Below are 20,675 nucleotides of genomic sequence, written 5' to 3'. Positions count from 1 at the left end.
GAAGCCATCTCGCCTGCAACTTCGGAAGTTGGTCCATTGATCAGCGTTTCCTTAGCGCTTTAGCGCTTGGTCCGAGTTGGCGCTTCAGCGCTTACTCGCGTCCTATGCAAAGCTGTCGTCCTCTACTTCGTCGTGGTGCGCGCGCCGCCGAGCACATCGACGACTGTCCATTTCCCGCCGCGCACCTGATAGATCGTGAAAGCCGGATTCTTCAGGTTGCCTTCCTTGTCGAACGCGATCTCGCCCGTCACGCCCGGCCGGTCGATCTCGCGCACGGCGGCGACCAGTTTCGCCGGCTGCGTCGTGCCGGCCTTCTGCGCAGCCGCGATCAGCGTGGCGGCCGCATCGTAGGCAAACGGCGCATGCAGTTCGATCGGCGCGCGGAAACGCGACTGGTACTGCACGTCGAACGCCTTGCCGCCCGGCATCCGCTCGAGCGGCAGGCCCGGTTCGAGCGCGGTCACGCCGTCGCCGTCCTTGCCTGCGAGCGACAGGAAGGTCTGACTCACGAAACCGCCCGCGCCGAGCAGCGGCGCGTTCACGCCGAGCTGGCGCATCCGGCGTGCGATCGGCGCGGCCTGCGCATCGAGCCCGCCGAAGAACACGAGATCCGCGCGCTTGCCCTTGATCGCGGTCAGCACGCCGCTGAAGTCGGTCGTCTTGTCGTTGACGTACTGGCGATCGACGATCGTGCCGCCGTTCGCCTGCACGCCCTTGATGAACTGGTCGGCCAGCCCCGCGCCGAACGACGTGCGATCGTCGATCACCGCGATGCGCTTCGCCTTCAGCGTCTTCACCGCGTAGGCGCCCGTGAAGTTGCCGCCCGCATCGTCGTGACCCATGATGCGGAAGGCCGTCGCGTAGCCCTGCTGCGTGTACTGATGGCCCGTCGACGCCGGCGCGATCTGCGGAATGCCCGCGTCGCGATAGACGCGCGACGCCGGCACGCTGCAGCCCGTGTTCCAGTGCCCGACGACGCCGATCACGTGCTGATCGACGAGCTGCTGCGCAACGGCGACGGCCGTGCGCGGGTCCGACTGGTCGTCGGCTGCGACGAGCTTGTACACGACGGGCTTGCCGCCGATCGTCGGATGCTTCGCGTTCGCATCGTCGATCGCGAGTTGCGCGCCGTTCTGCAGATCCTTGCCGATCCGCGCGGACGGGCCGGTCAGCGGCGCGGCGAGACCGATCAGGATCGTCTGGGGCGCGGATTGCGCGAACGCGGGAACGGCAGCGACCAGCGCGAACGCGGACAACGCGAAGCCGACGGAGAAACGAGCGATTTTCATGTGCGGGGACCGTGAGTCTGTCAAAACATGAAAAATATTAAATAGTCGACGCGAACATCCCAAATACTCAATCGTTGGATGCTTATGCCGTTCCGCACACGATACGCCAACGTCATGAAAACATGATCATTTTTCTTGTTGTCGCTTACCCTGATTTTTCTATAAAATTCGACACATGAAAAATATCGAACAGTTACACGACGATCCGCCGTTGCGTGCCGTGCGCGCGTTCGAGGCATTCGCGCGCCTCGGCTCGGTCACGGCGGCGGCGGCCGAACTCGACATCACGCCGTCCGCGGTCAGCCATCAGCTGCAACTGCTGGAAGCGTTCATCCAGACGCCGCTGACCGTACGCGACGGCCGGCTGCTCGCGCTGACCGACGAAGGACGCGACTACTACCGGTCGATCAGCGCGGCGTTCTCGGTGCTGCGCAGCGCGACGCGCTTCGTGCGCGACCGTTCGTCGCTGCGGCAGATCACGATCAGCCTGATACCGCTGTTCGGCATCGGCTGGTTCATTCCGCGGCTGCACGCGTTTCTCGCGGAGAACACGGACGTCGACGTCACCGTCCTCTACGCGCACCACCGCAACTACCGCAGCGATGCGTCGGATCTGTCGATCCGCTTCGGCACGGGCGATTGGCCCGGCTATCGCTGCGAACGGCTGGTGCCGGGCGCGATGGTGCCGATGTGCAGCCCGTCGTTCCTGAAGCGCCACGGGCCGTTTGCCACGCCGGCCGATCTCGCGCATGCGCCGCTCGTGCACGACGAGGATCGCAGCGCGTGGGTGAACTGGCTGCAAGGCGCGGGCGTGCGCAACGTCTCGCACGCGGTCGGCCCGATGTTCGAGGACGGGCAGCTCACGTTGAGCGCAGCACGTGCGGATCTCGGCGTCGCGCTGTTGCGCGCGCCGCTCGTCGAGCGCGAACTCGCGAGCGGCGAACTCGTGCAGCTGTTCGATCACGCGCTCGAGGACGGCCGCGACTACTACCTCTGCACGCGCGAGGACGCGGACTTGCCGGACGGCGCGAGGCGGCTCGCGGAATGGTTGAGGGAGATGGCGGGAGTGCGCGGTTGACATAGCCGTTCGCATTGCCGCAGCATGCCCGTTCACAGCAACGGGCAGCACGCCCTTTGGCGCTCTACGAGCGTCCTACAGTCGGAGGGTGACAATGCGTCGCATCTCAATCAATCTGCCTGCAACGGTCGTCGCCGAACTGACGCGGATTGCCGAATCGGAACACCGCGCGCTCGATGCCGTCATTCGCGACGCCATCGGCCGCCACGTCGCCAGGATCGGCGAGGCACGCAGCACCGACGCGTTCGGTCTGTGGCGCCATCGCGCGCGGTCCGGCATCGACTATCAGCGCGATGCGCGCGCCGAATGGTCGTGCGAACCGCGACGCGCCGACGGCTGAATCGCCTCGAACGCAGCCGGCGAGCCGGCCGATCGTCCGCCGCGACGCTCGCCGGCACCGCACATAGAATTTCCCGATGCCGCGGATTAAAACAAGCAATTTCACAGACTGCGGGTGAACCCGGATACTGGCGTCTCTCCATTCATCACCGACGCAAAGGGAAACACCAGATGCCGATCATCAACACGCAGATCAAACCGTTCAAGGCCACCGCATACCACAACGGCGAATTCGTACCCGTGTCCGACGAGAACTTCAAGGGCAAGTGGTCCGTCGTCGTGTTCTACCCGGCCGACTTCACGTTCGTGTGCCCGACCGAACTCGGCGATCTCGCCGACCGCTACGCGGAATTCCAGAAGCTCGGCGTCGAGATCTACGCAGTGTCGACCGACACGCACTTCACGCACAAGGCATGGCACGACACGTCGGACACGATCGGCAAGATCAAGTACCCGATGATCGGCGATCCGACGCTGACGCTGTCGCGCAACTTCGACGTGCTGATCGAGGAAGAAGGGATGGCGCTGCGCGGCACGTTCGTGATCAACCCGGAAGGCGAGATCAAGCTCTGCGAGATCCACGACAACGGCATCGGCCGCGACGCAGGCGAACTGCTGCGCAAGGTGCAGGCCGCGCAATACATCGCCGCGCATCCGGGTGAAGTCTGCCCGGCCAAGTGGACGCCGGGTGCGGAAACGCTGACCCCGTCGCTCGACCTGATCGGCAAGATCTGACGATCGCCCCGCGCGCCGCACAGGCGCGCGACGGCGGGCCGCCGCATCGCGCGGCCCGCATCCCCTTCTCCGGCATGCAGTGCCCGGCCGGAACCTTCGCTACGGAATCCGAAACGCCATGCTCGACGCCAATCTCAAGACCCAACTCAAAGCGTACCTCGAAAAAATCACGCGCCCGATCGAACTCGTCGCATCGCTCGACGACAGCGCGAAGTCGCAGGAACTGCGTGCGCTGCTCGACGAGATTGCATCGCTGACGACGCGCGTCACCGTGATCGAACGCCGCGACGACGAGGCGCGCACGCCGTCGTTCTCGATCGGCGAACCGGGCCAGCCCGCGCGGATCCGCTTCGCGGGCATTCCGATGGGCCATGAATTCACGTCGCTCGTGCTCGCGCTGCTGCAGACGGGCGGCCATCCGATCAAGCTCGACGACGACGTGATCGAACAGATCCGCGCGCTCGACGGCGACTATGCGTTCGAGACGTACTTCTCGCTGTCGTGCCAGAACTGCCCGGAAGTCGTGCAGGCGCTGAACGTGATGTCGCTGATCAATCCGCGCATCCGTCACGTCGCGATCGACGGCGCGCTGTTCCAGGACGAAGTCGAAGCACGTCAGATCATGGCGGTGCCGACGATGTTCCTGAACGGCGAATCGTTCGGCCAGGGCCGCAGCAGCGTGAAGGAAATCCTCGCGAAGCTCGATACGGGCGCCGGCGCACGCGCGGCGAAGTCGCTCGAGAACAAGCCGGTGTTCGACACGCTGATCGTCGGCGGCGGCCCGGCCGGTGCGGCGGCCGCGATCTACTCGGCGCGCAAGGGCATCGCGACCGGCGTGGTCGCCGAACGCTTCGGCGGCCAGGTGCTCGACACGATGGCGATCGAGAACTTCGTGTCGGTGCAGGAAACCGAAGGACCGAAGTTCGCGACTGCGCTCGAACAGCACGTGAAGCAGTACGACGTCGACATCATGGACGTGCAGCGCGCCGAAGCGCTGATTCCCGGCGACGTGCATCAGATCCGCCTCGCGAACGGCGCCGTGCTGAAGGCCAGGACGGTCGTGCTCGCGACCGGCGCGCGGTGGCGCGAGATCAACGTGCCCGGCGAACGCGAATACCGCAACCGCGGCGTCGCGTACTGCCCGCACTGCGACGGCCCGCTGTTCAAGGGCAAGCGCGTCGCGGTCGTCGGCGGCGGCAACTCGGGCGTCGAGGCCGCGATCGATCTCGCGGGCATCGTGAAGTCAGTCACGCTGATCGAGTACGGCGCGCAGCTGCGCGCGGACGAAGTGCTGCAACGCAAGCTGCGCAGCCTGCCGAACGTGACCGTCATCACCGAAGCGCAGACGACCGAGCTGACCGGCGACGGCAGCAAGCTGAACGGGCTCGTGTATACGGACCGTCGCTCGGGCGACGTGAAGCGGATCGAACTCGAAGGCGTGTTCGTGCAGATCGGCCTCGTGCCGAACACGGAATGGCTGAAGGGCACGGTCGAGCTGTCGAAGCACGGCGAGATCGTCGTCGATGCACGCGGTGCGACGTCGGTACCCGGCGTGTTCGCGGCCGGCGACGTGACGACGGTGCCGTTCAAGCAGATCGTGATCGCGGTCGGCGAAGGCGCCAAGGCGTCGCTCGGGGCATTCGATCATCTGATCCGCCAGGACGCGACGCCGGCTGTCGACACGCAACCGCAAGCCGACGAAGCGGTCGCCGCCTGACGCGCGACACAACGCATCTCTCTTCGCCCCGCATGCGCTGGTCAGCGTGCGGGGCGCTTTTTTATTTCGCCGGTGCGTTGTCGCGCGGCGGCGGCGCGCTCAGGTTCGTCGATTCGCGGACCAGTTGTTCGGTCATCGCCGCGGCGACCGGATTCGCACCCGACGACGCACCGTGGCGCGTGGTGCTCGTGTGCGCCGTGCCGGTCGTCGCAACGACCGGCATCGTCGGCGGCGGCAACGACGGATCGAGCTTCGCCGATTCGCGGACGAGCGCGGCCGTTTCGGGCGTTTCCGCTTTCATTTCCGCCTTCGTCGTTGCCGGCTTCACGGCCGCATGGCGCTCGATGCCGTCGCGTTGGCGTCGCGCGTGCTGCTGCGGCGGCGCGGCATGCGCCGGTGCGGGCGCATCCTGCGCGTCGACGGTCACGACTTTCACGGATGGCGTCGCAGCCGGCCGGGCCGGCGCCGGCGCGGGCGGCGCTGCGGCAACGGCGGGCGCCGGCGCGAGCGCGGCGGGTGCGGACGAAGCGGAAAGGGTCGGGTGCGCGGCGCTGGCGGCCTTCGCGACGGGCGGCGCGATCGCGCCTTGCGCGGTGTGGCCGTCGTCTGCAGGCGGCGTGGCAACCGCGGGCGCGGGCGCGGCGCCAGGCGCGGAGGAATCCGCGAGGCCGGCCTCGGCGATCGCGCGGTGGTCCGCGCGCAGCAACATCACGTATCCGGTGGCGGCTGCGGCGACCAGCAGCCCACCGGCAATCATCAGGGTCTTACGGGTACTCGTCATGCTTGCTCACCGACGGAACGACGTGAACAAGCCATCATACTCGACCGCCGCTACGCCATCGCGGACGAATACATTTGGTTGCATCTCGGGCCGATCGTCGGACGGATCGGCCGCGGCGCGCTTTCAGAGCCAGAAGATCGCGACGGCGATGCCGCCGAACAGCGCCCATTTGACGATGTAGTAGACCGTGCGATTCCACGCCTTCAGCCGCTTGCCGGCGAGCCGAATCATATACAGATAGCGGAACGCGCGATTGAGCCCGCCCGTGCGGTCGCCGATCTCGTTCGGCGACGCGGCCGCGCGCATCAGCAACTGCCCGAACGCATCGTTGATCCACTGCGCCCAGCGGAATCTCATCGGCCGGTCGATATCGCAGAACAGGATGATCCGGTCGTGCTCGGTGCGGTTCTCGGCCCAGTGCAGATACGTCTCGTCGAACATCACCGCTTCGCCGTCGCGCCACGCGTACGGCTCGCCGTCGACGACGATCCGGCACGCGTCGTCGTTCGGCGTATCGAGCCCGAGGTGGTAGCGCAGCGCGCCCGCGTACGGATCGCGATGCAGCCCGAGCGTGCCGCCCGGCGGCAGCGATGCGAACATCGCCGCCTTGATCGACGGAAAGCGCGACAGGATCTCGACCGACCGCGGACACAGCGCCTGCGCGGACGGATGCGGCGCGTCGTACCACTTCAGATAGAAGCGCTTCCAGCCGCGGCGAAAGAACGAATTGAACCCGATGTCGTTGTATGCGTCCGACGCCTTGATGCGGCTCGCGTCGCGCAACGCGATCGCCTCGTCGCGGAACGTGCGCCATTCGCGTCGCAGCGCCTCGAGTTCCGGAAAATGACGCGTGTCGATGAACGGCGTCGTCGGCACCGCCGAAAACGCATACGAAAAGCAGTTCAGCGGCGCCGTGAACGTCGAATGATCGGACAGTTGGCGGAAGAAGCGGTGTCGCACCCTGCCCCGTCGATGCGTGTAGACGACGCACGCGAGAAAGACGATCAACAGGACCCAACGCATTTCCGATTCCCCGTAAGCCAGTTGACGGCATTCTAATGACGGAGAAAATTTCTTGCGCTGTGACGCGTGCGCCGCGGCCCGCGCGCCAACCCGCGCGGCCGCGCCGGCGCGCGGGCGTGCAGATTATTCCGGAAACGGCAATTCAGTTTGTCCGTCCGCGCGCATATCGAACGTATTGAGCGTCATCGCGACGAGCGCGTAGTAGCCGAGCAGCGCGACGAGATTGACGACGACCTCGTGCCCGAAGCGCGCCTGCGCGCGCGCGAACGTCGCGTCGCTCACGCGCCGCGTGTCGTACAGCTCGGTCGCGAACGCATGGATCAGCGCGTCGTCGTCCGACTCGAACGGCGGCTCGACGCCGCGGCGGATCGCGTCGGCCGTCGCGGCCGGCACGCCGGCGTCGAGCGCGATCGGATAGTGGATGTGCCACTCCGCCTGCGAGCGCCAGCGTGCGGCCGTGACGAGAATCGCGAGCTCGGACAGCCGCAGCGGCAGCCCGGTTCGGTAGCGGCAGAACGCGCCGAGGCGCTGCGCATGCTGCGCCAGTTCGGGGCTTGCGATCCAGCCGAGAAACGGCCCGTTCAGGTTGCCGCGCGGGCCGTTCAGGATCTCGGCGAGCACCGCCTTCTGCGCGTCGGACGCGGTGGCGGCATCGAAGGGAGGCAGTCTGTCTGTCATCACGATCAACGGTCGATGAAAAGGTGAACGCGGCAAGCGCCGCAACGTGTGCGTCCGGGCGTCGTCACGCGCGCGCGGCGGCCAGCGCCGCGTCGATCGCGTCCGACAGCCGCTCGACGATCGCGTCGATCTGCTGCGCGGTACAGATGAACGGCGGCGCGATCAGGATGTGGTCGCCGTGGCGCCCGTCGATCGTACCGCCCATCGGATAGACCATCAAACCGCGCTGCATCGCCTCGCGCTTGATCGCCGCATGCAGCTTCAGCGCGGGATCGAACGTCGCCTTGCTGTCGCGATCGCGCACGAGTTCGACGCCGACGAACAGGCCTCGGCCGCGCACGTCGCCGACATGCGGATGCGCGTCGTAACGCGCACGCAGTGCCGCGCGCAACTGCTCGCCGCGCGCGTGCACGTTGTCGAGCAGATGCTCTTCGGCGATCACGCGCTGCACTTCGAGCGCGGCCGCGCACGCGGTCGCATGGCCGAGATACGTATGGCCGTGCTGGAAGAAGCCCGATCCGTCGACGATCGTCCGATAAATGCGGTCGCTGACGAGCGTCGCGCCGATCGGCTGATAGCCGGCGCCCAGCCCCTTCGCGATCGTCAGCAGATCGGGCGCGACGCCGTCCTCTTCGCAGGCGAACAGATAGCCGGTGCGCCCCATCCCCGACATGATCTCGTCGAGAATCAGCAGCACGCCGTACTTGTCGCACACGGCACGGATCTTCTTCAGGTACGTGCGCACCGGCGGCACGGCGCCGGCCGTCGCGCCGACCACCGTTTCCGCGACGAACGCCGCGACGTTTTCCGCGCCGAGCTCGACGATCTTGGCTTCGAGTTCGTCGGCGAGGCGCTGCGCGAACGCCTCCTCGGTTTCATCGGCGCGCTGTTCGCGGTACGCGTAGCACGGGCTCACGTGATGCGCTTCGATCAGCAGCGGCAGGAACGGCTCGCGCCGCCACGCATTGCCGCCGATTGCGAGCGCGCCGAGCGTGTTGCCGTGATAGCTCTGCCGGCGCGCGATGAAGTGGCGACGCTGCGGCTCGCCCTTCTCGACGAAATACTGTCGCGCGAGCTTCAGCGCGGCCTCGATCGCCTCGGAGCCGCCCGATACGAAGTACACGTGTTCGAGGCCGGCCGGCGCCGCGGCGACGAGCCGGTCGGCGAGTTCCTCGGCCGCGTCGGTCGTGAAGAACGACGTATGCGCATACGGCAGTTGCTGTACCTGCCGCTTGATCGCGTCGATCACGCGCTGGTTGCTGTGGCCGAGACACGAGACGGCCGCGCCGCCGCAGGCGTCGATGTAACGTTTGCCGGTCGAATCGATGATCTCGATGCCGTCGCCGGCCACGGCGACGGGCAAGGTGGCGCGCGGCGCGCGATGGAAAACGGTCGTCATGCGTTGCCTCATGGTCAGTGCGCGCCGTGCGCGCGTGCGTCGGGCACGATGCGCGTCGCGTAACACGCGGCGCCGTGCTGATGAATCGTGAAGTCGATCGACGACGCGCCGATCGCGAACACCGCCGTCGCGAGCGTGTTTTCGTCGTCGGGATCGGCCGGATCGTCGCGATAGATGGGCAGCCCGTGCGGCGCGCGGTCGGCGAGCACACCGCGCAACGCCGCTTCGTCGATCGCGTCGAGTTCGGGCAGCAGCACGTCGACGCGCCGCTGGCGATCGGCGGACGATTGCGTGACGATCTGCGCTTCCGCTTCGCTGCCGCGATGCACGAGATGATTCGCGTGGCCGGCGCGCTGCGCGACGTCGATCGCCGAGCAGCGTGCGACGCTCGCTTCGACGCTCATCAGCCGCGCATCGCCGGTCGCGCCGAGCGTGTGATGAAAGCCGCTCGCGCGCGCGTGCGTACGCAGCACGTCGAGCGCCGCGTCGAGCGACGTCGCGTCGAGCACCGCGCGCGCGAGGATCATGCGCGGGACGCCGACGGCCGGCGTGCGGATCCGCAGATTGTTGATCGCCTGCGCGATGCCGGCGCGGTTCGCCGCGAACGTATGGCCCGGCAGCGAACCGGGATAGTAGAAGCTGACGAAGCCCGGCTTGCCGTGCGGCTTCACGTCGACGAGCAGGCAGCGCTCGCGCAGGAACGGATCGCCGTCCTCGTTGTGCGCGATCCAGCGCGTGCCGTCGGCGTCGCGCGCGGCAAGCGTCGTGCAGCCGTCCGGCGCGTTGTGGATCAGTTCGCCGCGGCAATTCCAGAGGAAGATGTCGTCGGCGTGCCAGCCGACGCCGGCCGCGATGCCGTCGAGCTCCGCGACGAGATCGGGATAGGCCGCGAGCGCGGCCTGCCGCAGCGCATCGACGAACGGGTGGCCGCGCCAGCGGCGCACGGCCGCCCATGCGCGGCTTTGCTGCATGTACGCGTCGAACACCGGGCGCGCGAGCTCGCCGAGGCGCACGCCGATGTCGAACGGCGTGCCGGCGATGACGGGAGAAACGGTAAGCGGCATGTCGTATCGGTCAGAGGTTCAGGACACGTGTTTGAGGAATTCCTTCAGCCGCGGCGTCGGCGGCCGGTCGATCAGGTCGGCCGGGTGGCCGTCCTCTGCGATGCCGCCCTGATCCATGAACAGCAGCCGCGTGCCGACGCGTTTCGCGAAGCCGATCTCGTGCGTGACGACGATCATCGTCATCCCTTCGGTCGCGAGATCCTGCATCACCTTCAGCACTTCGTGGCGCAGCTCCGGATCGAGCGCCGACGTCGGTTCGTCGAACAGCATCAGCCGCGGCCGGATCGCGAGCGCGCGCGCGATCGCGACGCGCTGCTGCTGGCCGCCCGACAGCTCCGACGGATAGTGATTCGCGCGAGATTCGAGCCCGACCTTCGCGAGCAGCGCCAGCGCCTGGTCGCGCGCGTCGGCGCGCGATGCGCCACGCACCTGGATCGGCCCGAACATCACGTTCTCGAGCGCCGTCATCTGCGGAAACAGGTTGAACTGCTGGAACACCATGCCGGCCTCGAGCCGGATCTGGCGGATCGTCGACGCGTGGCCGCGGACGCTGCGCCCGTCGACGAGCAGTTCGCCGCTCGTGATCTTCTCGAGCGCGTTGATACAGCGCAGCATCGTCGACTTGCCGGAGCCGGACGGCCCGATCACGACGACGACTTCGCCCGCGTCGATCTTCAGGTCGATATGCTTGAGCACCGGCACGTGCCCGAAGCTCTTCGACACATTCTGGAATTCGATCATGCTCATAGGATCCGCATCCTCTTTTCGACGACGCGCAGCGTGAGCGTCATTGCACCGGTCAGTATCAGATAAAGGATCGCCACCGCGGTCCAGATCTCGACCGCCTGAAAATTGCCCGCGATGATCTCCTGCCCCTTGCGCGTCAGTTCGCCGACGCCGATCACGATGAACAGCGAGGTGTCCTTCAGGCTCACGATGCACTGGTTGCCGAGCGGCGGAATCAGTCGCCGGAACGCGAGCGGCCCGACCACCTTCAGCAGCACGCGCGGCATCGATAGCCCCATCGCGAGCCCCGCCTCGGTCAATCCCTTCGGAATCGACAGCAGCGCGCCGCGCACGACTTCCGCGAGATACGCGCCCGAATTCACGGTGATCGCGATGATCGCGGCCGTCAGGCCGTCGATCCGGATATGCGCGAGCAGCGGCAGCGCGAAATACAGAAACATCACCTGCACGACGATCGGCGTGCCGCGGATCAGTTCGATATAAATTTGCGCGAGCACGTTCATCGCCTTCGGCCCGTATGCGCGGAACATGCCCGCGATCATGCCGACGACGAACCCGCCCGCGAGCCCGAAAAATGCGATGAACACCGTCAACCGGACCCCGTCCATCAGGTCCGGCAGCGCCGCCCAGATCGCCGACCAATCGAAATTCACTTGTCGTCCCCTTCGAGTCGAAACCGGCGCGACCGTCGGGCCGCGCCGCGTTGCACGATCGCGCTCACATCTTCGGCGGTTCGGCGCCGAACCACTTCCGGTAGATCTGCGCGTAACGGCCGTCGGCCCGGATCTTCACGAGCGACGCGTTGACCTTCGGCACGAGCGCGCTGCCCTTCGGAAAACCGATCCCGTACTTGTCGCCGCTGACCGGCTGGCCCGCGACCTTCACCTTGCCCTTGCCTTCGTTGTTCACGAAGAACAGCACGTTCGGCGTGTCGTGCATCGCGGCATCGACGCGGCCGGCCTCGAGCGCGAGATAGGCCTGATCGATGTTGGGGAACTGACGAATCTCCTTCGGCTTCAGATGCGCCTTGATCCAGTCGATCGTCGCCGTGCCCGTCTTCGCGGCGATCACCTTGCCGTTCAGATCGTCGATCGAGCGGATCGTCGTGTTGCCGACCTGCACCATCGCGGCAAGCCCGCTGTCGTAGTACGGCGCGGAAAAATCGATCGCCTTCTTGCGCTCTTCGCGGATCGTCATCCCGGACAGCGCGACGTCGATGTTCTGCGTTTGCAGCGCCGGAATCAGCCCCGCGAAATCCATCGGCTGGATCGTGTATTTCCAGCCCTGATCCTTCGCGATCTCGGCCCACAGGTCGAGATCGAAGCCGACGTACTTGTCGCCCTGCTTGAACTCGAACGGCATGAACGACGTATCGGTGCCGACGACGAGCGTCTTGGTATCTGCGTGCGCGACGCTTGCGCCGAGCGCGGCAGCAACCGCGACGGCTTTCAGGAAGGAACGGCGACTCATGGCTTTTCTCCGCATGATTGAGCGAGGCGCCGGCCCGCTGGCCGGCACGAGCGACAACGTCGGTCGGCATCACAACATGCGATGCGTAATTAGATATCGACACAACATATGTTGTCAATGGCGATACTACGACACCAAAAAAGTGCGCAACATGCATTTGCATCGAGACAAACCCGGACGGGTGCGGCGCGGCCGGAGACGACGCGTGGCGGCGCAGGAAAGGACGGGCGCCCGACCGACGCGATGCAGTCGGCGCGGCAGGATGTTGCGGGGCGGGGAGCGGAAGCGGCGACGGCCGTCATCGGCACGTCGCGTCGGGATTCGGGCGCGCGCATCGGCGACGCACGCGTCGAGAGGAAGCGGGCCGGCGATCGTGCGCGCATCCGCAGTGGCGATGCGCGCCGCCGGCCGGCGATCAGCGATGCACGGCCGTCAAGGGCCGGCGAAGAACAGCGAAACGATGCAGACCATGCCCGCGAACCAGACGAGCGAGCGCAGCGACGCCCAGTTCAGCAGATACATCAGCGCATAGACGATCCGGATCGCGACGAACGCGATCGCGAGCCGGTCGACGTGCTGCGCGTTCGCGCCGTTGTGCCACGCGACCACGAGCGCGGCCGTAAACAGCGCGAGCGCTTCCCACGCGTTCTGGTGCGCGGCCTGCGCCCGCGCACGCCAGCCTTGAAGCTTCGCGAGGTACTCGCGCGGCGCGTGATTGTCGTAGCCCTTGCGCGCCTTCGCGAGCATCGTCATCGGGAACGGCAACAGCGCGACGATGAACAGGCATAGCTGCGAGGTCGTCATCTTCGTCTCCTCCTTATGGTTACATTGATCAATGACAAAGTCGCGAGAGCTTAGCATTGTGGCGCGCCGGTCGCGCACCGGTTTTCTAGACGGCAGACTCGGGCGTCATGGCCGTGCGGCGGTCGCGCGAGCCATAAACTTCTACCAAATCTCCGATAAAAACGTTAATTAAAACTGGTCGAACACCAATAAGATAGCGGTCGACACTGGCTCGACGCATTCTCGCGCGAGCCTGCCCCGCGCCGTCGCGCGTGCCCAAGACCATCGATACGAGCCCCGACATGCCCCGTCCCATCGTCGCCCATATCCGTCCCGACGCCGTCCGCCACAACCTCGACTTCATCCGCCGGACGGCCGCGCAGTCGCGCGTGTGGGCCGTCGTGAAGGCCAACGCATACGGCCACGGCATCGAGCGCATCTATCCGGGCCTCGCGGCCGCCGATGGCATCGCGCTGCTCGACCTCGACGAAGCGGTACGCGTGCGCGAGCTCGGCTGGGACAAGCCCGTGCTGCTGCTCGAAGGGATCTTCGAGCCGGCCGACGTCGAACTCGTCGAGCGCCATCGGCTGACGGTCGCCGTTCACTGCGACGAGCAGCTCGATCTGCTGATCGCGGCCAAGCCGCAGCAGCCGATCGACATCCAGCTGAAGATGAATTCCGGAATGAACCGGCTCGGCTACCGGCCCGACGCATTCCGCGCCGCGTGGGAGCGCGCGGCGAGCGCGCCGTCGATCGGCCGGATTACGCTGATGATGCATTTCGCGAATGCGGACGAAGGCGAAATCGACTGGCAGCTCGCGCAGTTCGACGCCGCCACGGCAGGCATTCCCGGCGAGCGCACGCTGTCGAATTCGGCCGCCGTGCTCTGGCATCCGCGCGCGCACCGCGACTGGGTGCGGCCCGGCACGATCCTGTACGGCGCCTCGCCGACCGGCGCGGCGCGGCACATCGCCGATACGCCGCTGATGGCCGCGATGACGCTGACGAGCAAGATCATCGGCGTGCAGACGCTCGCGGCCGGCGAGACGGTCGGCTACGGCCGCCGTTTCACGGCCGAGCGGCCGATGCGGATCGGCGTCGTCGCGTGCGGCTACGCGGACGGCTATCCGCGTCACGCGCCGACCGGCACGCCGATCGCGGTGGACGGCGTGCTCACGCGCGTCGTCGGCCGCGTGTCGATGGACATGCTGACGGTCGACCTCACGCCGTGCCCGAACGCGGGGATCGGCTCGAGCGTCGAGCTCTGGGGCGATCGGGTGAAGGTGGACGACGTGGCCGAAGCGAGCGGCACGATCGGCTACGAGCTGATGTGCGCGCTCGCGCGCCGCGTGCCGGTCGCGATCGTGCCGCCGGGCGCGTCGACGCTCCAGCCGGCCCTGCGCACCGGCAGCTACGGCCGCTGAACGCGCGGCGCGCGCGCCGCCGCGTTCCGGTCGGCGCCGCGCCAATCGCGGCGCAGCGCCCGCGCCCCGCTACGCGCGCCACGTCGGCGCGCGCTTTTCCAGGAACGCATCGATGCCCTCGCCGGCATCCTCTTCCATCATGTTGCGCGCCATCACGTCGCCCGCGTACGCATACGCGTCGTCGAGCGGCAGTTCGCGCTGCCGGTAGAACATCTGCTTGCCGTAGCGCACCGCGGCCGGGCTCTTCGCGACGATCTCCGCGACCTTGCGCGCGACCGCCGCGTCGAGCGCATCGGCCGGCACGGCCTCGTTGACGAGGCCCCATGCGGCGGCCGTCGCCGCGTCGACGAAGCGCCCGGTCACGAGCATGTCGAACGCGCGCTTGGCCGATACGTTGCGGCTCAGCGCGACGGCCGGCGTCGAACAGAACAGCCCGACGTTGATGCCCGACACCGCGAAGCGCGCGGTATCGGCGGCGATCGCGAGATCGCAGGCGGCGACGAGCTGGCAGCCGGCCGCCGTCGCGATCCCGTGCACGCGCGCGATCACCGGCACCGGCAGTGCGCGCATCGCGAGCATCACGCCGCTGCATTGCGCGAACAGCGTGCGGTAATAGTCGAGATCGGGCTTGCTGCGCATCTCGCGCAGGTCGTGCCCCGCGCAGAACGCCTTGCCTTCGGCGGCCAGCACGACGCAGCGCACGCGCGCGTCGGCGGCCAGCGAATCGAATGCGTCCTGCAGGCTGGCCAGCATCGCTTCGGACAAGGCGTTGAACTGCTGCGGCCGGTTCAGCCGCAGCGTGACGACGCCGTCGCGCAGGTCGCGCAACAGGATCGGCTCGGAAGTCGCGTGATCGGGTTCCATGATGTTCCGCTCGACGAGGTTCGGCCGGATTCGCTCCGGCATCGACAGACGAAGACGGTCAAATGGTCCTCCACATTCGGCGCGCCGTCCAGTCGCCGGCGGCGCGGCGCGACGCCGCGCTCAGCTCGCGAGCTTCTTCAGCGCATCGAGCACCGCATCGCCCTTGAACGGCTTCACGATCCAGCCCTTCACGCCGGCGGCCTTGCCGCGCTCCTTCATCGCCGGGCTGCTTTCGGTCGTCAGCATCACGACGTTGACCGACGTGTTCGCGAGCTCGCCGCGGATCTTCTCGACCATCGTCAGCCCGTCCATGTTCGGCATGTTGACGTCGCTGATCACGAGCCGCACGCCGGGCGTCGTGCGCAGCTTCGCGAGCCCGTCCTTGCCGTCGACCGCCGTCGCGACGTCGAGTCCGTGATTGCGCAGAAAGCCCGCGACCTCGTCGCGCACCGTGCCCGAATCGTCGACCACCAGAATCTTTGCCATGCGGTATTCCCCTTTCGTGTAGTGCTGACTTCAAAACAGTTCGAGTTCGCCCGACTCGACCAGCGGCCCGACGTCCGGCACCTGCTCGCGGAAATCCTCCGGCGACCAGCTGAGGCTGAACACGAAGCGCTGATCGATCTGCACCGCGCGGCCGCTCGCCGGATCCGTCATCCGGTACTTGAAACAGAGCTGCGGACAGTCGCCGCCGAACGAGATGAACTTCTGCTTGTGATTGACGACGAGCGGCACCTGCACCGGGTGACGCGCGAGCGCGTCGGCGTCGCCGAGGTAGCGGTTCTTGAACGCGCCCCAGACGAGATTCGTCAGTTCGCCGAGCACGCCGTTGACGTCGCGAAAGTCCGGCGCCCGGTCGCGATGCACGCTGCCGATCATGTCGAGCAGCGGCTGCTCGCTCGTCTGCAGCAGCATGTAGCCGCGGCACCACGCGCTTTCCAGCGCGATCAGGCTGAACACCTCGCCGAAGATGATCTGGTCGCGCACGATGCACGGTGTGTCGCGCTCGATCGTCATCCCCGGAAACAGCGTGTCGAGCCGCGCCTCGGTGATCTCCGAGATGCCGCGCACGAGCGCGTTCGGGTAGTCGCGGCTGAACAGGTATTCGTCGATCGCGCGGCGCAGCGGCGTCATGTCGTCCGCGACGTACGCGGCGCAGGCGACGCGGGCGAGCGCCTCCGGCAGCCCCTCGCGCGACGCGAGCGACGTGCGGCGCAGGATGATCGGCAACTCCGGGCGCAGCGCGTCGATCTGCGTCGCGACGATCGCGCTCTCGGCCGGCGAGCCGCCGTAGTCTTCGGCAAGCAGGATCGCGCCGAGGTCGATGTTCGAGCGCAGCACCTGCAGCAGCCGGTTGCGTCGCACGGTCAGCCCGACCAAATGATGTTCGTCGCAAAAGCGCTTGATCGCGTCCGCATGCGCGCGGCTGTCTTCCAGCACCAGCACCTTGCTGACGGGTTGGTCTTCGGTCATCTCGCGAAATCCTCGGGTTCGATCGCGCGGCACGCGCGCGGGTTTCGTCGGGGCCGGTCAGAACAGTTCGAGCGCGCCGCCGGCGTCTACCGCGGCGGCCGTTTCCGGCACGTGGAAGTCGACCGGCGCGTTCGCGCAGACGCAGAGCGTCGCGCCGATCCGCACGTCGCCGTCGAGCGTCACGTCGTAGGCGGCCATGTGGTCCGGGCGAAGCGCGGCCAGATAGTCGACGCTCGCGCCGTGCAGCAGATACGGCGTCGACATCCCGAGATCGGGGAACGCCGCCGTCAGCGCCTGGTTGATCGCGCCGCAACACAGGTTCGCGATCTCCATGAACGCTTCCGGCAGCGGCCGCTGTGCACCGCCCGCCTGCATCGCGGACGCGAAATGGCGGCGTGTCGCTTCGTCGTCGCGAAAATTCAGCGCGAGCAGCAGCCGGAAATGCAGCGCGGAAATCGTCAGCACCGCAAGGTGCTCGGCCGCGCGCGCGTTCGCGCGCGACGTAGAGCGGGACGCGGCCGCGCTCTCGGCATCGCCCGCATCGTGCGCGACGGGCCGGATGTCGCACGCGCTGTCGGCGGCGAGCCGCGTGCGCGCGGCGTCAAAGAAGATCCGCTCGAAACCGGCCTTCGCCTGTGCGCTGATCACGCGGCCGCTCCGTCGAGTCGCGCGCGCAGCTGGCCGGCCAGCGTCTCGACCGTCGCGAGCGCGGCCGTGATCATCTTGCCGCCGGCCTGAATGTCCTGGAACGTCGCAGCCGTGACGAGATCGTTGCGGTTCAGGCTGTCGCGATAGCTGTTCGACAGTTGCTGCGAGCGCGCGGCGAGCCCGCGCACCTCGCTCGCGACGATCGAGAAGCCGCGGCCCGCGGCGCCCGCACGCGCGGCTTCGATCGACGCATTCAGCGACACGATCGACACGTGCGCGACGATCGCCGACAGCTCCTGGTTCTTCGTGCGCATGTCCTGGTTCTGCGCGGTCAGCGAAATCATCTGCTCGTGCCAGCGCTCGAACGTGCCCGCGAGCCCGCGCAGGCGAGCCGCTTCGTCGGCGATCTTCGTCGCGTGCTGCGCGAGCGCGTCGCGTTCGGCGGCGAGCGTACGGCAGGCCTCGCGCTGCGCGTCGCATTCGCCACGCTCGCGCGCGAGCGCGTCCTCGAGTTGCGCTTCGCGCTCCGCCCAGGCGCTCGCCGCGTCCGCATGCGCGGCCGTCGCTTCGTCGGCGCGCGCGTCGGCCGCGGCGAGCGCGGCGCGCAATGCATCGGTTTCGCCCGTCATCGCGGCAACGCGCCGTGCGTCGCGCACACGGAACACGCCGATTGCGGCCAGTGCGACGATGAAACCGGATGCGAGCGCCGCGGCGCTCGCGATCGTCCAGACGCTCACGATCACTCCGCGGTGCTGAAGCGTGCGCCGATGCCCGCGTCGGCCGCCTGCCGGGCGGCGCCGGCCACATGTCCGTCGCCGTGCGCGTGGCCGTCCGCCGCGAAACGCGCGGGCAGCGACACGATCGTCTCGAACGCACGATACGGCGCGCCGACGCACGCGTCGGTAAAGCGCAGCACGATGTCGCCGCCGTCGCGCTTCAGGAAGTTGCGTACCGCGTCCATCCCGACGCCGCGCCCCGATACCTCGGTCACCGCGCGCGCGGTCGAGAAGCCCGGCCGGAAGATCAGTTCGGCGACCGCCTCGTCCGACAGCGCGGGCGCATCCGCATCGAGCCAGCTGCGTTCCTGCGCGATCGCGCGAATGCGCTCGAGCGCGAGCCCGCGGCCGTCGTCGCGCAGCACGAAGCGCAGCGCATCTGCATCGACGTCGACCGCGACGTCGATCGTGCCCGCCGCCGGCTTGCCCGCCGCACGGCGCTCGTCGGACGTTTCGATCCCGTGATCGATCGCATTGCGCATCAGGTGCATGAAGACGTTCTTCAGCGTCGGCGCGATCTCGCTGCGCACGCGCCAGCCGCGGCTGTCGATGTGCACGACGGGCGCCGGCTTGCCGAGTTCGGTCGCGAGCGACGGCAGCGATTCGATCACGCCGCCGAGCGCGTCGCCGATCCCCTGCGTGCCGAGCTGGCTCAGCATTCGGCGCACGGCATCGCGCGCCGCGCGCCAGTCGGCCGCGTTCGCCGGGTCGGCGCGATCGAGCATCCGCAGGCTTTCGCTGATATGCGCACGCTCGACCATCAGATAATCGGCCGGCGCGCCGTCGGCCGGGCCGCCGCTGCGGCCCAGCGTGACGGCGTTGATCGTCGCGTAGTGATCGATGGCTTCGCGCACGCGCGCGAGATCTTCCATCAGCGCGTCGCGATTCCATTCGGGGCCGCTGTCCGCGCGGCGCAGCGATTCGTACGCCTGCTCGGCTTCGTGCACGATGTTGGTCAGATGCTGCAGGCTGTACGTGCGCGCATTGCCCTTGATCGTATGCATGTTGCGGAACAGCGCGGCGACGACGGAGTGATCCGCGCGCTCGTGCTGCCGGATCATCCGCTCGTTCTCGCTGAGGAAGCCCTTCGCGCTGTGCACGAAGTCGTGGAACTTGTCCTGGCTGATCGCAAGGATCTCGCCGATCATCTCGAGGCGGCGCTGCTGCTCGCCGGCCTGCGCGGTCAGCTCGCGGATCTCGGTCACGTCGCGCACGCAGAGCATCAGCCGCACGACGGTATCGGTCTCGTCGGTGATCGCCGACCAGCTCAGGTCCAGCCACTTGTGACGGCCGTCCGGCATCCGTTTCGCGACTTCGTTTACGAGCAGATGCTCGTTGAACGCGAAGTTCATGCTGTCCTCGCCGAGGCAGGCGTGCACGGCCGCCTCGACCTGCGAACGCGCGTCCGAGCCGAGGTCCGAATCGTCGAACACGAGCGCCATCAGGTCGCGCCCCGCGATGTCGCGCGTCTCGAAGATCGTCTCGAGGTACGCCGAATATTCGGCATGCACGACGCCGCCGTCGACCACCGTCAGAATCCCCTGCTGCATGTTCTGCAGCATCGCCTGGATGTCGGCCGTCTTCTGCTTCAGTTGCGCGGCATTCTCCTGGATCTTCTCGATCATCCCGTTGAACGCGACGATCGAATGGCCGATCTCGTCCATCCGCCCCACCGGCACGCGGCGCGTGAAGTCCTGGCTCGTCGCGATCTCGCTCATCATCGTCTGCATCCGGCTCAGCGGACGCGTGATCTGCCGATACAGCACGAAGCCGAGCGCGGTCAGCAGCACGACGACCGTGCCCGCGACACCGCCGATCGCGGTCGCCGTCGTCGACAGCATGCCGTTCAGCGCAAGGATCGCGTCGTCCTTCTGCCGGTTCTTCTCGACGCGCAGCGTGTCGACGATGCTTTCGAGTTCGTCGCGGTACTGCGCGACGTTCGCGAACAGGTACGCCTGCGCCACTTCGGCCTTGCCGGCCGTCTTCATCTTCACGGTGTCGTCGATCGCCGCAAAGTAGTTCGCGGCGCTGTCCTTCGCCTGCGCGACGAGCCCCTGCTGTGCGCGGCCGACCGCCGAGCGCGCCTGCGCGTCGAGCGCCGCGCGCAATGCGGCCTCCTTCGTCTTCAGCTCGTCGGCCGCCTGCGCGACGGTGTTGGGGTCGGGCGCGTACACGAGCGTCATCGTCGCGATCTGGATGTTCTTCACGTCGGCGACGAGATCGGCCGACGCGAGCGCGCTCGGCACGATGCCCTGCGTGACCTGGCGAACCTCGGATGCGCTCTTGCGCGTCTGGTACACGGCATAGACGCCGATCGCGGACAACGCGACGAACGTCAGAACAACCAGCAACGTAATGCGATGACGAATGGTCATGTGAACTGCTCC

Annotated in this window: 21 protein-coding genes; 5 read left to right on the top strand and 16 right to left on the bottom strand. The window is 67.4% G+C overall.

Features of this window, described 5'->3' with window-relative positions:
* Positions 1-122: 122 nt before the first annotated feature.
* On the bottom strand, positions 123-1,289 hold the full coding sequence (locus ACSHSS_RS06950; RefSeq protein WP_445544771.1) for a branched-chain amino acid ABC transporter substrate-binding protein: 1,167 nt from the start codon (positions 1,287-1,289) through the stop codon (positions 123-125).
* A gap of 175 nt (positions 1,290-1,464) precedes the next feature.
* Here ACSHSS_RS06950 and ACSHSS_RS06945 point away from each other — a divergent pair, with 175 nt between their 5' ends.
* The 4 genes from ACSHSS_RS06945 (at position 1,465) to ahpF (ending at position 5,158) form a co-directional block, all read left to right on the top strand.
* Positions 1,465-2,367 (top strand): LysR substrate-binding domain-containing protein, encoded by a 903-nt coding sequence (locus ACSHSS_RS06945; RefSeq protein WP_006399808.1) that lies wholly within the window; start codon positions 1,465-1,467, stop codon positions 2,365-2,367.
* 94 nt (positions 2,368-2,461) lie between these two features.
* Positions 2,462-2,707, top strand: coding sequence for a CopG family transcriptional regulator (locus ACSHSS_RS06940; protein WP_088927047.1), 246 nt, complete (start codon positions 2,462-2,464; stop codon positions 2,705-2,707).
* Between the two features lie 170 nt (positions 2,708-2,877).
* On the top strand, positions 2,878-3,441 hold the full coding sequence (ahpC, locus tag ACSHSS_RS06935; protein WP_006399806.1) for an alkyl hydroperoxide reductase subunit C: 564 nt from the start codon (positions 2,878-2,880) through the stop codon (positions 3,439-3,441).
* 118 nt (positions 3,442-3,559) lie between these two features.
* Positions 3,560-5,158, top strand: coding sequence for an alkyl hydroperoxide reductase subunit F (gene ahpF, locus ACSHSS_RS06930; protein WP_155817398.1), 1,599 nt, complete (start codon positions 3,560-3,562; stop codon positions 5,156-5,158).
* Between the two features lie 61 nt (positions 5,159-5,219).
* Here ahpF and ACSHSS_RS06925 read toward each other — a convergent pair whose 3' ends face one another.
* The 9 genes from ACSHSS_RS06925 to ACSHSS_RS06885 form a co-directional block, all read right to left on the bottom strand.
* Positions 5,220-5,939: a hypothetical protein gene (locus tag ACSHSS_RS06925; RefSeq protein ID WP_261509259.1), complete on the bottom strand. Its 720-nt coding sequence runs from the start codon at positions 5,937-5,939 to the stop codon at positions 5,220-5,222.
* 123 nt (positions 5,940-6,062) lie between these two features.
* Entirely contained in the window at positions 6,063-6,962 is a 900-nt protein-coding gene (gene lpxO, locus ACSHSS_RS06920; RefSeq protein WP_105756265.1) for a lipid A hydroxylase LpxO, read from the bottom strand.
* Between the two features lie 123 nt (positions 6,963-7,085).
* A complete protein-coding gene (locus ACSHSS_RS06915) occupies positions 7,086-7,640 on the bottom strand; it encodes a carboxymuconolactone decarboxylase family protein (RefSeq protein ID WP_043279473.1) in 555 nt (184 codons plus the stop codon).
* 64 nt (positions 7,641-7,704) lie between these two features.
* Entirely contained in the window at positions 7,705-9,039 is a 1,335-nt protein-coding gene (locus ACSHSS_RS06910; RefSeq protein WP_445544770.1) for an aspartate aminotransferase family protein, read from the bottom strand.
* 14 nt (positions 9,040-9,053) lie between these two features.
* On the bottom strand, positions 9,054-10,103 hold the full coding sequence (locus ACSHSS_RS06905) for a C45 family autoproteolytic acyltransferase/hydolase (RefSeq protein WP_060145782.1): 1,050 nt from the start codon (positions 10,101-10,103) through the stop codon (positions 9,054-9,056).
* An 18-nt stretch (positions 10,104-10,121) separates the two neighbouring features.
* Positions 10,122-10,850, bottom strand: a complete 729-nt coding sequence (glnQ, locus tag ACSHSS_RS06900; protein ID WP_445544769.1) for a glutamine ABC transporter ATP-binding protein GlnQ — start codon at positions 10,848-10,850, stop codon at positions 10,122-10,124.
* Complete coding sequence (glnP, locus tag ACSHSS_RS06895; protein WP_048803772.1) at positions 10,847-11,503, bottom strand: glutamine ABC transporter permease GlnP; 657 nt, start codon at positions 11,501-11,503, stop codon at positions 10,847-10,849. Before glnP ends, glnQ begins: the two co-directional genes overlap by 4 nt.
* A 64-nt stretch (positions 11,504-11,567) precedes the next feature.
* Positions 11,568-12,320, bottom strand: a complete 753-nt coding sequence (glnH, locus tag ACSHSS_RS06890; protein ID WP_039218698.1) for a glutamine ABC transporter substrate-binding protein GlnH — start codon at positions 12,318-12,320, stop codon at positions 11,568-11,570.
* A gap of 432 nt (positions 12,321-12,752) precedes the next feature.
* Positions 12,753-13,124, bottom strand: a complete 372-nt coding sequence (locus tag ACSHSS_RS06885) for an MAPEG family protein (protein WP_006399798.1) — start codon at positions 13,122-13,124, stop codon at positions 12,753-12,755.
* A 281-nt stretch (positions 13,125-13,405) separates the two neighbouring features.
* On the opposite strand from ACSHSS_RS06885, the gene alr reads away from it, so the two are divergent.
* Complete coding sequence (alr, locus tag ACSHSS_RS06880; RefSeq protein WP_105813672.1) at positions 13,406-14,527, top strand: alanine racemase; 1,122 nt, start codon at positions 13,406-13,408, stop codon at positions 14,525-14,527.
* 69 nt (positions 14,528-14,596) lie between these two features.
* Here alr and ACSHSS_RS06875 read toward each other — a convergent pair whose 3' ends face one another.
* The 6 genes from ACSHSS_RS06875 to ACSHSS_RS06850 all read right to left on the bottom strand — a co-directional run bounded on the left by ACSHSS_RS06875 (position 14,597) and on the right by ACSHSS_RS06850 (position 20,663).
* Positions 14,597-15,391 (bottom strand): enoyl-CoA hydratase, encoded by a 795-nt coding sequence (locus tag ACSHSS_RS06875; protein ID WP_445544768.1) that lies wholly within the window; start codon positions 15,389-15,391, stop codon positions 14,597-14,599.
* A 120-nt stretch (positions 15,392-15,511) separates the two neighbouring features.
* Positions 15,512-15,877, bottom strand: a complete 366-nt coding sequence (locus ACSHSS_RS06870; protein WP_006399794.1) for a response regulator — start codon at positions 15,875-15,877, stop codon at positions 15,512-15,514.
* Between the two features lie 30 nt (positions 15,878-15,907).
* Positions 15,908-16,864, bottom strand: a complete 957-nt coding sequence (locus ACSHSS_RS06865; RefSeq protein ID WP_035954560.1) for a chemotaxis protein CheX — start codon at positions 16,862-16,864, stop codon at positions 15,908-15,910.
* Between the two features lie 57 nt (positions 16,865-16,921).
* The gene (locus tag ACSHSS_RS06860; RefSeq protein ID WP_105835615.1) at positions 16,922-17,512 is read right to left on the bottom strand and encodes a hypothetical protein; all 591 of its coding nucleotides are present in this window, start codon (positions 17,510-17,512) and stop codon (positions 16,922-16,924) included.
* Positions 17,509-18,255, bottom strand: a complete 747-nt coding sequence (locus ACSHSS_RS06855; protein ID WP_445544767.1) for a methyl-accepting chemotaxis protein — start codon at positions 18,253-18,255, stop codon at positions 17,509-17,511. The genes ACSHSS_RS06860 and ACSHSS_RS06855 overlap by 4 nt, the downstream gene beginning before the upstream one ends.
* Positions 18,252-20,663: an MCP four helix bundle domain-containing protein gene (locus ACSHSS_RS06850; protein WP_445544766.1), complete on the bottom strand. Its 2,412-nt coding sequence runs from the start codon at positions 20,661-20,663 to the stop codon at positions 18,252-18,254. Before ACSHSS_RS06850 ends, ACSHSS_RS06855 begins: the two co-directional genes overlap by 4 nt.
* Positions 20,664-20,675 lie beyond the last annotated feature (12 nt).

This window comes from Burkholderia sp. BC1 (genome assembly GCF_052683555.1).
This window is presented reverse-complemented; position numbering and strand designations above follow the sequence as displayed.

What these genes read in the sequence shown, in the direction of transcription:
- ACSHSS_RS06945 (WP_006399808.1), top strand. Translation starts at nt 1,465, where the DNA reads ATGAAAAATATCGAACAGTTACACGACGATCCGCCGTTGCGTGCCGTG.
- ACSHSS_RS06915 (WP_043279473.1), bottom strand. Translation starts at nt 7,640, where the DNA reads ATGACAGACAGACTGCCTCCCTTCGATGCCGCCACCGCGTCCGACGCG.
- ACSHSS_RS06925 (WP_261509259.1), bottom strand. Translation starts at nt 5,939, where the DNA reads ATGACGAGTACCCGTAAGACCCTGATGATTGCCGGTGGGCTGCTGGTC.
- ACSHSS_RS06910 (WP_445544770.1), bottom strand. Translation starts at nt 9,039, where the DNA reads ATGACGACCGTTTTCCATCGCGCGCCGCGCGCCACCTTGCCCGTCGCC.
- ahpF (WP_155817398.1), top strand. Translation starts at nt 3,560, where the DNA reads ATGCTCGACGCCAATCTCAAGACCCAACTCAAAGCGTACCTCGAAAAA.
- ACSHSS_RS06850 (WP_445544766.1), bottom strand. Translation starts at nt 20,663, where the DNA reads ATGACCATTCGTCATCGCATTACGTTGCTGGTTGTTCTGACGTTCGTC.
- ACSHSS_RS06905 (WP_060145782.1), bottom strand. Translation starts at nt 10,103, where the DNA reads ATGCCGCTTACCGTTTCTCCCGTCATCGCCGGCACGCCGTTCGACATC.
- ACSHSS_RS06870 (WP_006399794.1), bottom strand. Translation starts at nt 15,877, where the DNA reads ATGGCAAAGATTCTGGTGGTCGACGATTCGGGCACGGTGCGCGACGAG.
- lpxO (WP_105756265.1), bottom strand. Translation starts at nt 6,962, where the DNA reads ATGCGTTGGGTCCTGTTGATCGTCTTTCTCGCGTGCGTCGTCTACACG.
- ACSHSS_RS06875 (WP_445544768.1), bottom strand. Translation starts at nt 15,391, where the DNA reads ATGGAACCCGATCACGCGACTTCCGAGCCGATCCTGTTGCGCGACCTG.
- ACSHSS_RS06865 (WP_035954560.1), bottom strand. Translation starts at nt 16,864, where the DNA reads ATGACCGAAGACCAACCCGTCAGCAAGGTGCTGGTGCTGGAAGACAGC.
- ACSHSS_RS06885 (WP_006399798.1), bottom strand. Translation starts at nt 13,124, where the DNA reads ATGACGACCTCGCAGCTATGCCTGTTCATCGTCGCGCTGTTGCCGTTC.
- ahpC (WP_006399806.1), top strand. Translation starts at nt 2,878, where the DNA reads ATGCCGATCATCAACACGCAGATCAAACCGTTCAAGGCCACCGCATAC.
- ACSHSS_RS06940 (WP_088927047.1), top strand. Translation starts at nt 2,462, where the DNA reads ATGCGTCGCATCTCAATCAATCTGCCTGCAACGGTCGTCGCCGAACTG.
- alr (WP_105813672.1), top strand. Translation starts at nt 13,406, where the DNA reads ATGCCCCGTCCCATCGTCGCCCATATCCGTCCCGACGCCGTCCGCCAC.
- glnQ (WP_445544769.1), bottom strand. Translation starts at nt 10,850, where the DNA reads ATGAGCATGATCGAATTCCAGAATGTGTCGAAGAGCTTCGGGCACGTG.
- glnH (WP_039218698.1), bottom strand. Translation starts at nt 12,320, where the DNA reads ATGAGTCGCCGTTCCTTCCTGAAAGCCGTCGCGGTTGCTGCCGCGCTC.
- ACSHSS_RS06950 (WP_445544771.1), bottom strand. Translation starts at nt 1,289, where the DNA reads ATGAAAATCGCTCGTTTCTCCGTCGGCTTCGCGTTGTCCGCGTTCGCG.